Source organism: Ruegeria atlantica (genome assembly GCF_947495585.1).
GTDB lineage: Bacteria > Pseudomonadota > Alphaproteobacteria > Rhodobacterales > Rhodobacteraceae > Ruegeria > Ruegeria atlantica_G.
On sequence record NZ_CANLZK010000016.1, the window covers coordinates 17,388 to 26,477 of the forward strand.

Genomic DNA, 9,090 nt, shown 5'->3' on the forward strand with positions numbered 1-9,090 from the left:
ACGCCGCAAGCGTCACCAAAGAAAAGGGATGCCAAAATGGCAGAACGTGATAACCGCCGGGGCCGTGGACGTGACCGCGACGAAACTCCGGAATTCGCAGATCGTCTGGTTGCGATCAACCGCGTATCGAAAACCGTAAAAGGTGGTAAGCGCTTTGGCTTCGCTGCTCTGGTGGTCGTAGGCGATCAGAAAGGCCGCGTAGGCTTTGGCAAAGGTAAAGCGAAAGAAGTACCTGAAGCCATCCGCAAAGCGACCGAACAAGCCAAGCGTCAGATGATCCGCGTGCAACTGCGCGAAGGTCGTACCCTGCACCACGACATCGAAGGCCGTCATGGCGCCGGTAAAGTGGTTATGCGCAGCGCACCTGAAGGTACCGGTATCATCGCCGGTGGTCCGATGCGTGCCGTGTTCGAAATGCTGGGCGTAAAGGACGTTGTGTCCAAGTCGCTTGGCTCGCAGAACCCGTACAACATGATCCGCGCCACCATCAACGGCCTGCAGAAAGAGCAGAGCCCGCGTTCGGTTGCCCAGCGTCGTGGCAAAAAGGTTGCTGACATCCTGCCCAAGCGGGACGAAGCACCAGCTGCTGCTGAAGCAGAAGCATAAGGAGAGCGACCCATGGCAAAAACCATCGTCGTCAAGCAAATCGGTTCCCCGATCCGTCGCCCCGCTGAACAGCGCGCAACTCTGATCGGCCTGGGCCTGAACAAGATGCACAAAACCCGCGAGCTGGAGGATACTCCTTCGGTCCGCGGCATGGTCAACAAGATCCCGCATCTGGTTGAGATCATCGAAGAGCGCGGCTAAGCGCCTTGCTACTAAGAGCTAGAAACGCCTCCGATCAGTTCGGGGGCGTTTTTTTTGTTGAAGGGCAGTGTTGGCTGTCGCCTCACCCGATGTGGTTTTAGTTCAACTTGAACGTATTCCGCTTATTACCCGCCGCATATAGTCCATGAACTGCGCCCGCTCAGGCTCAGTCAGAACTTGCAGGGCTTTGGCGTTTACGGTCTGAGCCGACTCATAGGCGCTGTTTCTAAGTGCGGCGGCCTTTTCGGTTAACCAGATCAACTGGGCCCTGGCGTCAGCGGGGTTTTTTGTTCTTTTGATCAAACCGTCGCGCTCCATACGGTTGAGCGTGTTGGCCAAAGTCGCTTGTTCGACGTCAATTCTGGCCAGCAGATCCTTTTGGGTGACCCCGTCTTTGAGCCAAAGCTCCAGCAAGACTGGGAACTGTCCAACAACGATGCCCAAAGGCGCAATGTGGTGCTGCAGCTCTTTCGCGAACAATCGCGCCATGTGATTGACCAGATATCCGGCCGAGTTCTCTTTTTCGAAATCCATGCTTGAGATTTACACTTGAATAGCAAGCTATGCAATAATATATAGCAAGCTATACAAAAAAGCAGAAAGGAATCGAAATGGCTCATATCGAAGAGATGGATAAGGTCGTCACACTGGCTGATCAGATGCAGGCCGAGGAAGGCCCTGTGGTGCTGATCAACGTATTTACAGTGGACGCGAAAGACGAAGAGGCGCTGTTGAAGGCCTGGGCACATGATGCTGACTTCATGAAGTCCCAGTCGGGATATATATCGACTCAGCTTCATCAGGGGATCGCTGGCAGTTCGACTTTCGTGAACTACGCGATCTGGCAGGACGTCAAAAGCTTTCGCGACGCCTTCACCCACCCAGAGTTCCAGCGTCGAATTGCAGACTATCCCGAAAGCGCCGTGGCGCGTCCACATCTTCTAAGAAAGCTCACAGTCGAAAACCACTGCGTCGCCTGATGCCAAAAGCGGAGTAGGCAAATGATAAAATCAATTCACCCCATCGCCGGTATAATAGGATTCCTGACAATATTCATGTTCTGGACATCCACTTTGTACAGCGAATTGTTTGCGACCCATGCGACTGTCGCGGCCGTAAAGTCCATGATCGTCAGCGGGCTGTTTATCCTTGTGCCCGCGATGGTGATCGTGGGTGCATCCGGCATGTCCCTTGGGCGTCGACGCAAGGACGCACCGGCGCTAGCCAAGAAGAAGCGAATGCCGATCATCGCGATGAACGGTCTGTTGATCCTTGTTCCCGCTGCAATCTTCCTGAACGCGAAAGCGAGCGCTGGTTCCTTTGACATCAGTTTCTACGCTGTGCAGGTCGTTGAGTTGCTCGCTGGTGCCACTAACCTCACTTTGATGGGGTTGAGTATACGCGACGGCCGGGCGATGACTGCCCGCAGAAGACGTGCGGGAAAGTAGCTGCACCAGTAGTAGAGCCGCTTACTCCCATGCAATAGGTCTCACAGCTGCGCGACCTGCTGCTCAGCTATTCAATAGATGCATAACGGCTAGACCGAAACTTCGGTTGTTAGCGATATCGTCCGGGCCTATCTCAGCCCTGTCCAAACAAGGAACGCAAACAGTTTCCGGGGAATTCGCCCCGGGCAGAGAAAGGAAATACATCATGGCACACACAGCAACGCTGACCCACGGCAGCTTCAACCTTAACGCCCGAATTGCAAACTTGATCGAGCGCGTGAAAGAGAACCACGCCCGTGCGAACGAGTATAACCGCACCTACGCCGAGCTTCAGCGCCTGACCAACCGCGAACTGGATGACATCGGAATCCGCCGCTGCGATATCGCGGACATCGCCCGCGAGCACGCATATTGCTCGTAAGAAAAAGTTGGGAACATTCCGAATCAAAGGCGCCAATTTGGCGTCTTTTTTGTTACGGTGATGCGCGTGACAATACTTCTCTGGTAGCAATTGCGGGTGGGTCTGAAATCCGCCATGTCCGAGTAATGCAGCAGCAAAAGGCCGCATTAGTCTAAACGAAAAAAGGCCAGGCGACGTGCAAGCTCAACAGATCGGGATGTTATGGTTCGATGGCCCGTTGAGTTTTCTAGAACAACTGTGCATCAAGCCCTTTCTAGATGCTGGTTAACCGGTTCGCCTTCATACCTTCGGAACAGTCACATAGATTCCGAACGTTTTAGAATGCCGTGACGCTCTGGAAACCCTACTGGATAGTGAATTCGTGACGCATGGCCGGACTGACAGTCCAGCGCCGCACTCCGACAAGTTCCGGTATCGCATGCTGGCGAAGGAGCCTGGGCTGATTTGGGCGGATGCGGATGCCTATTGTGTCAAGCCGTTTTCCACGCTTAACGGACACTACTATGGTCATCTCGAAGGCGAGGTCGCAATCGGAGTTTTGGGTCTGCCATCGGACAGCGAAAAGCTCGGCTTGTTGAATGAATATACAAGTGACCCTTTCCGTATTCCTCCATGGTTGCCCAAACGGATCATGCGGCCCAGCATGCGGGCGAACCCGTCAATGTATGGGAAACATATTGGGGCGTTTGGGGCCCTAAGGCCATAACGTGGGCAATCAACAAATCCAAGGAAGTCCGCTTTGTGCTGCCCGAACACGTCTTTTACCCATTGAACTTTACGGGGCGGAGGGCTTTGGCGAGTCTAGCCGTGGATCTGTCTCGGTTCATAAAAGAAGGCACGGTCTCAATCCATTTCTACGACCGCCGTTTGCGGTCCATCCTGGCCAACAAATTTGGCGGGACCGCACAAACAGATAGTCTGGAGGGGAAACTGTTTGCAAAACATGAAATTTATCCACAAGAAGCGCCCATCATCCGGCATGGCGCTTAAGCCGCGGCGTAATAGACGGACATCAAAACTTGCATACTGGCGCGCAAAGCTGTATCGGGCTCCGGTGGCAGCCTGTCCACGAGAATCAAAACCAATAAATGCCGTGTCTGACCCATCACGCTTCGCGGGTCATTTCCGGCTTAGGAGAAGCGAAATGAAACTGAACGAATTGCGCGACAATCCTGGCGCCACACCGAAACGCACCCGCGTTGGCCGTGGTCCGGGTTCCGGCAAAGGTAAAATGGGTGGCCGTGGTATCAAAGGCCAGAAATCCCGTTCGGGTGTGGCCATCAATGGTTATGAAGGCGGTCAGATGCCTTTGTACCAGCGTCTGCCCAAGCGTGGCTTCAACAAGCCGAACCGCAAGGCATTCGCCGTTATCAACCTGGGCCTGATCCAGAAATTCGTCGACGCCGGCAAGCTGGACTCCAAAGCTGCGATTACCGAGGATGCACTGGTTGCCTCCGGTCTGGTTCGTCGCAAGCTGGACGGTATCCGCGTTCTGGCCAAAGGCGAAATCAGCGCCAAATTGAACCTGGAAGTCACCGGTGCTTCGAAGGCTGCTGTTGAAGCAGTTGAGAAAGCGGGCGGCTCACTTACGGTCACAAAAGCTGCTGCGGCAGAGTAAGCGCTTGTGAGCGGGCCAAGACCCGCTTACATAGTCCTCAGAGTTTTCCAAGACGCCGCCCGAGCCGGAAAACGGTTCCGGGCGGTGTTTTCATAAGAGAGACCGATTTATGGTATCAGCAGCAGAACAAATGGCAGCCAACACGAGCTGGTCTGCCCTTGGTAAAGCCACCGATCTGCGCAACCGCATCCTGTTCACGCTTGCATTGCTGATCGTCTATCGTCTGGGCACCTTTATTCCGGTGCCGGGGATCGACGGACAAGCACTGCGCGAGTTCATGGAGCAAGCGGGGCAGGGCATCGGCGGCATGGTTTCGATGTTCACTGGCGGGGCGCTGGGGCGGATGGGTATCTTTGCCCTCGGCATCATGCCTTACATTTCAGCCTCGATCATCGTGCAACTGCTGACATCCATGGTTCCCGCGCTCGAACAGCTCAAGAAAGAGGGCGAGCAGGGGCGCAAGAAAATCAACCAGTACACCCGCTTCGGCACTGTGGCCCTGGCCACCGTGCAGGCCTATGGTCTGGCGGTTTCGCTGGAATCGGGCGATCTGGCCACCGATCCTGGGCTTTTCTTCCGCATGTCGACCATGATTACTCTGGTTGGCGGTACGATGTTCCTGATGTGGCTGGGTGAACAGATCACCGCGCGCGGCATTGGCAACGGTATCTCTCTGATCATCTTCGTCGGCATCATCGCCGAGGTTCCGGCCGCTCTGGCGCAGTTCTTTGCGTCGGGTCGCTCGGGTGCAATCAGCCCCGCCGTGATCATCGGTGTGATCGTCATGGTTATCGCGGTCATTACCTTCGTGGTGTTCATGGAACGCGCGCTGCGCAAGATCCACATTCAATACCCGCGCCGTCAGGCCGGTATGAAGGTATACGAGGGCGGCTCCAGCCACCTGCCGGTCAAAGTGAACCCGGCGGGCGTTATCCCGGCGATTTTTGCCAGCTCTTTGCTGTTGCTGCCGGTAACGATCTCGACCTTCTCTTCGGGTGCCACAAACGGTCCGGTCATGTCGTGGCTGCTGGCCAATTTTGGCCCCGGCCAGCCGCTGTATCTGCTGTTCTTCGCGTCGATGATCGTGTTCTTCGCCTATTTCTACACCTTCAACGTCTCGTTCAAACCGGATGATGTTGCGGACAACCTGAAAAAGCAGAACGGTTTTGTGCCCGGCATTCGCCCCGGCAAGAAAACCGCCGAGTATCTGGAATACGTGGTCAACCGCGTGCTGGTTCTGGGTTCGGCCTATCTGGCGCTGGTATGTCTGCTGCCTGAAATTCTGCGGAACCAATTCGCTATCCCGTTCTACTTCGGCGGCACCTCGGTTCTGATTATCGTCTCTGTGACCATGGACACGATCCAGCAGGTGCAGAGCCATTTGCTGGCGCATCAATACGAAGGGCTTATCGAAAAGTCCCAGCTGCGCGGTAAAAGCAAGAAACGCGGCAGGAAGGGACCCGCTCGTCGATGAACATCATTTTGTTGGGCCCGCCGGGTGCGGGCAAAGGAACGCAAGCGCGTCATCTGGTTGAAACGCGTGGTATGGTGCAACTGAGCACCGGTGACATGCTACGAGAAGCCAAGGACAGCGGGACCGAAATGGGCAACCGCGTCGCCGAGGTGATGGCCAAAGGTGAACTGGTAACCGACGAGATCGTCATCGGCCTGATCCGTGAAAAACTGGAACAAGGTGCCAAGGGCGGTTTCATCTTCGACGGTTTCCCGCGCACGCTGGCGCAGGCTGACGCGTTGGGAGATCTGCTGAACAGCACCGGCGAAACGCTGGATGCGGTCATCGCGATGGAAGTCAACGATGACGCGCTGGTCGAACGGATCACCGCACGCTCGACCTGTGGTGGCTGCGGCGAGGTCTACAATGACGTCACCAAGCCGATCCCGGCGGACGGAAAATGCACCAACTGCGGCAAGGAAAACGACTTCAAACGCCGCGCAGATGATAATGAGGAAAGCCTCAAGACCCGTCTGATGGAGTACTACAAAAAGACCTCGATGCTGATCGGCTATTACTATGCCAAGGGCAACCTGTCCTGGGTTGACGGCCTGGGTGAAATTGGCGCCGTTCAAAACGAGATTTCGCAGGTTTTGGATGGTGGCGTCGACGTCGGAAACGGCTGATCCATTTCTGCCCTTGACCTGAGCGGGAAAAGCCCATATCGACCCCCATCCCTAACGGGAATCACGACCGCATGCGGGATTCGTTCCGGATGCCCCGACCACCTCGAATAATACTGGATCCTCTGGCGTCACTGCCAAGATCGAGTGTTGTGAAAAAAGGTTCCGGAGCTACGGAACCGCAACAAAAAAGGAAAGTGACACGTGGCACGTATTGCCGGCGTAAACATCCCGACTGCAAAGCGGGTACCTATCGCCCTCACATATATCACCGGTATCGGAAACACCTCGGCCAAAGCGATCTGCGAAGCCGTAGGCATCGACGCGACCCGTCGCGTCAATGAACTGTCCGACGCCGAAGTTCTGGCCATCCGCGAACATATCGACGCAAACTTCACCGTTGAAGGTGACCTGCGCCGCGAAGTTCAGATGAACGTCAAGCGCCTGATGGACCTGGGCTGCTACCGCGGTCTGCGTCACCGTCGTAACCTGCCCGTTCGCGGTCAGCGTACCCACACCAATGCTCGTACCCGCAAAGGCCCCGCAAAGGCCATTGCTGGTAAGAAGAAATAAGGAGGGTCTGACTGATGGCACGCGAAAAGACTCGTACCAAGAAAAAAGAGCGCAAGAATATCGCATCGGGCGTCGCCCACGTGAATTCGACCTTCAACAACACCAAGATCCTGATCTCGGATGTGCAAGGCAACGCCATTGCCTGGTCTTCGGCAGGAACCATGGGTTTCAAAGGTTCGCGTAAATCGACACCTTACGCCGCTCAGATGGCTGCAGAAGATGCAGGCAAGAAGGCGCAGGATCACGGTGTCAAGACGCTGGAAGTCGAAGTTCAGGGCCCCGGCTCTGGTCGTGAATCGGCTCTGCGCGCGCTGGCTGCTGTGGGCTTCAACATCACGTCGATCCGTGACGTGACACCGATTGCTCACAACGGTTGCCGCCCGCCGAAGCGCCGCCGCGTCTAAGCGATTTTGAATTGAGCTGGGGCTGTGTTTTCGCACGGCCCCAGCACGTCATTTTGAACCTCGGGCGTCTGCACCTTGTTGGTCATGGGGCGCGGACAGGAATGGAGGGATTACATGATCCATAAGAATTGGGCTGAATTGATCAAGCCGACACAGCTGGATGGCAAGCCGGGCAACGACCCAGCGCGTCAGGCTACCTTGGTTGCTGAACCGCTGGAGCGTGGCTTTGGTCTGACCTTGGGCAACGCGCTACGCCGCGTTCTGATGAGCTCGCTGCAAGGTGCGGCCATCACCAGCGTCCAGATCGACAACGTATTGCACGAGTTCTCGAGCGTCGCTGGCGTTCGCGAAGACGTCACTGACATCATCCTGAACCTCAAGCAGGTTGCCCTGCGTATGGAAGTCGAAGGCCCCAAGCGCCTGTCGATCAATGCCAAAGGCCCTGCAGTTGTTACCGCCGGTGACATCAGCGAAAGCGCTGGTATCGAGGTTCTGAACCGCGATCACGTCATCTGTCACCTGGACGATGGCGCCGACCTGTTCATGGAACTGACCGTCAACACCGGTAAGGGCTATGTTTCGGCTGAGAAGAACAAACCGGAAGACGCGCCTATCGGTCTGATCCCGATCGACGCGATCTATTCGCCGGTCAAAAAGGTTGCCTACGACGTTCAGCCAACCCGCGAAGGTCAGGTACTGGACTATGACAAGCTGACCCTGAAGATCGAAACCGATGGTTCGATCACGCCGGAAGACGCGCTGGCTTTTGCCGCACGTATCCTGCAGGATCAGCTGTCAATCTTCGTCAACTTCGACGAGCCCGAAGCGGCTGGTCGCCAGGACGAAGACGATGGTCTGGAATTCAACCCGCTGCTGCTGAAAAAAGTAGACGAGCTGGAACTGTCGGTCCGTTCGGCAAACTGCCTGAAGAACGACAACATCGTTTACATCGGCGACCTGATCCAGAAAACCGAAGCCGAGATGCTGCGCACCCCGAACTTCGGCCGCAAGTCGCTGAACGAGATCAAAGAAGTGCTGTCCGGCATGGGTCTGCACCTCGGCATGGATGTCGAGGACTGGCCGCCTGACAACATCGAAGATCTGGCGAAGAAATTCGAAGACGCGTTTTAAGCGCGTCTTCCCCAATGCCCGGGCTGCCGGGGACAAAACGGGCACTTCCGCCCCAAGGAGAGCCGGTGACACGCATCGCCGGCCAGACAAAGCAAAACGCTGAAGAAGGAACTAGAAAATGCGTCACGCACGTGGTTACCGCCGCCTGAACCGTACTCATGAGCACCGTAAGGCTCTGTTTGCAAACATGGCTGGCTCGCTCATCGAACATGAGCAGATCAAAACAACTCTGCCCAAAGCAAAAGAACTGCGCCCGATCGTTGAAAAACTGATCACCCTGGGCAAGCGCGGCGATTTGCACGCCCGCCGTCAGGCCGCATCGCAGCTGAAAGAAGACCAATACGTCGCAAAGCTGTTCGAAATCCTGGGTCCCCGCTACGCCGAGCGTCAGGGCGGTTATGTCCGTATCCTGAAAGCAGGCTTCCGCTATGGCGACATGGCCCCAATGGCGATCATCGAATTCGTTGATCGTGATCTGGACGCCAAAGGCGCGGCTGACAAAGCCCGCGTTGCCGCCGAAGAGGCCGCAGACGAAGAATAAGAAAGCCCGGC

13 protein-coding genes are annotated in these 9,090 nt (G+C 56.0%); 12 read left to right on the top strand and 1 reads right to left on the bottom strand.

Features of this window, described 5'->3' with window-relative positions:
* Positions 1 to 36 precede the first annotated feature (36 nt).
* Together rpsE and rpmD are read left to right on the top strand one after the other, a co-directional pair.
* Positions 37 to 606: a 30S ribosomal protein S5 gene (gene rpsE / locus QMP16_RS20375; protein ID WP_058272455.1), complete on the top strand. Its 570-nt coding sequence runs from the start codon at positions 37 to 39 to the stop codon at positions 604 to 606.
* 12 nt (positions 607 to 618) lie between these two features.
* Complete coding sequence (gene rpmD / locus QMP16_RS20380) at positions 619 to 807, top strand: 50S ribosomal protein L30 (RefSeq protein ID WP_008757946.1); 189 nt, start codon at positions 619 to 621, stop codon at positions 805 to 807.
* A gap of 102 nt (positions 808 to 909) precedes the next feature.
* Here rpmD and QMP16_RS20385 read toward each other — a convergent pair whose 3' ends face one another.
* Positions 910 to 1,341, bottom strand: coding sequence for a MarR family winged helix-turn-helix transcriptional regulator (locus QMP16_RS20385; protein WP_282153872.1), 432 nt, complete (start codon positions 1,339 to 1,341; stop codon positions 910 to 912).
* 77 nt (positions 1,342 to 1,418) lie between these two features.
* Between QMP16_RS20385 and QMP16_RS20390 the strand changes: the two genes are divergently transcribed.
* The 10 genes from QMP16_RS20390 to rplQ all read left to right on the top strand — a co-directional run bounded on the left by QMP16_RS20390 (position 1,419) and on the right by rplQ (position 9,079).
* A complete protein-coding gene (locus QMP16_RS20390) occupies positions 1,419 to 1,787 on the top strand; it encodes an antibiotic biosynthesis monooxygenase family protein (RefSeq protein WP_282153873.1) in 369 nt (122 codons plus the stop codon).
* Positions 1,788 to 1,808: 21 nt separating this feature from the next.
* Entirely contained in the window at positions 1,809 to 2,255 is a 447-nt protein-coding gene (locus tag QMP16_RS20395; protein ID WP_282153874.1) for a hypothetical protein, read from the top strand.
* A 205-nt stretch (positions 2,256 to 2,460) separates the two neighbouring features.
* A complete protein-coding gene (locus QMP16_RS20400; RefSeq protein ID WP_282153875.1) occupies positions 2,461 to 2,676 on the top strand; it encodes a DUF1127 domain-containing protein in 216 nt (71 codons plus the stop codon).
* Positions 2,677 to 3,820: 1,144 nt separating this feature from the next.
* Positions 3,821 to 4,294 (top strand): 50S ribosomal protein L15, encoded by a 474-nt coding sequence (gene rplO, locus QMP16_RS20405; protein WP_108861240.1) that lies wholly within the window; start codon positions 3,821 to 3,823, stop codon positions 4,292 to 4,294.
* Positions 4,295 to 4,403: 109 nt separating this feature from the next.
* Positions 4,404 to 5,768 carry a preprotein translocase subunit SecY gene (gene secY, locus QMP16_RS20410; protein WP_282153876.1) on the top strand — a complete coding sequence of 455 codons (1,365 nt, stop codon included), beginning with the start codon at positions 4,404 to 4,406 and terminating at the stop codon, positions 5,766 to 5,768.
* Positions 5,765 to 6,433, top strand: coding sequence for an adenylate kinase (locus QMP16_RS20415; RefSeq protein WP_282153877.1), 669 nt, complete (start codon positions 5,765 to 5,767; stop codon positions 6,431 to 6,433). The genes secY and QMP16_RS20415 overlap by 4 nt, the downstream gene beginning before the upstream one ends.
* A 201-nt stretch (positions 6,434 to 6,634) precedes the next feature.
* A complete protein-coding gene (gene rpsM / locus QMP16_RS20420) occupies positions 6,635 to 7,003 on the top strand; it encodes a 30S ribosomal protein S13 (RefSeq protein WP_058272383.1) in 369 nt (122 codons plus the stop codon).
* A gap of 14 nt (positions 7,004 to 7,017) precedes the next feature.
* Complete coding sequence (rpsK, locus tag QMP16_RS20425) at positions 7,018 to 7,407, top strand: 30S ribosomal protein S11 (protein ID WP_037311698.1); 390 nt, start codon at positions 7,018 to 7,020, stop codon at positions 7,405 to 7,407.
* A gap of 114 nt (positions 7,408 to 7,521) precedes the next feature.
* Positions 7,522 to 8,538: a DNA-directed RNA polymerase subunit alpha gene (locus tag QMP16_RS20430; protein WP_058272456.1), complete on the top strand. Its 1,017-nt coding sequence runs from the start codon at positions 7,522 to 7,524 to the stop codon at positions 8,536 to 8,538.
* 118 nt (positions 8,539 to 8,656) lie between these two features.
* Positions 8,657 to 9,079, top strand: coding sequence for a 50S ribosomal protein L17 (gene rplQ / locus QMP16_RS20435; protein WP_120633899.1), 423 nt, complete (start codon positions 8,657 to 8,659; stop codon positions 9,077 to 9,079).
* Positions 9,080 to 9,090: the final 11 nt, after the last annotated feature.

Coding starts and splice junctions, on each gene's coding strand:
- rpmD (WP_008757946.1), top strand. CDS start 619: ATGGCAAAAACCATCGTCGTCAAGCAAATCGGTTCCCCGATCCGTCGC.
- QMP16_RS20390 (WP_282153873.1), top strand. CDS start 1,419: ATGGCTCATATCGAAGAGATGGATAAGGTCGTCACACTGGCTGATCAG.
- QMP16_RS20385 (WP_282153872.1), bottom strand. CDS start 1,341: ATGGATTTCGAAAAAGAGAACTCGGCCGGATATCTGGTCAATCACATG.
- rplQ (WP_120633899.1), top strand. CDS start 8,657: ATGCGTCACGCACGTGGTTACCGCCGCCTGAACCGTACTCATGAGCAC.
- rpsK (WP_037311698.1), top strand. CDS start 7,018: ATGGCACGCGAAAAGACTCGTACCAAGAAAAAAGAGCGCAAGAATATC.
- QMP16_RS20395 (WP_282153874.1), top strand. CDS start 1,809: ATGATAAAATCAATTCACCCCATCGCCGGTATAATAGGATTCCTGACA.
- QMP16_RS20430 (WP_058272456.1), top strand. CDS start 7,522: ATGATCCATAAGAATTGGGCTGAATTGATCAAGCCGACACAGCTGGAT.
- rplO (WP_108861240.1), top strand. CDS start 3,821: ATGAAACTGAACGAATTGCGCGACAATCCTGGCGCCACACCGAAACGC.
- QMP16_RS20400 (WP_282153875.1), top strand. CDS start 2,461: ATGGCACACACAGCAACGCTGACCCACGGCAGCTTCAACCTTAACGCC.
- secY (WP_282153876.1), top strand. CDS start 4,404: ATGGTATCAGCAGCAGAACAAATGGCAGCCAACACGAGCTGGTCTGCC.
- rpsE (WP_058272455.1), top strand. CDS start 37: ATGGCAGAACGTGATAACCGCCGGGGCCGTGGACGTGACCGCGACGAA.
- QMP16_RS20415 (WP_282153877.1), top strand. CDS start 5,765: ATGAACATCATTTTGTTGGGCCCGCCGGGTGCGGGCAAAGGAACGCAA.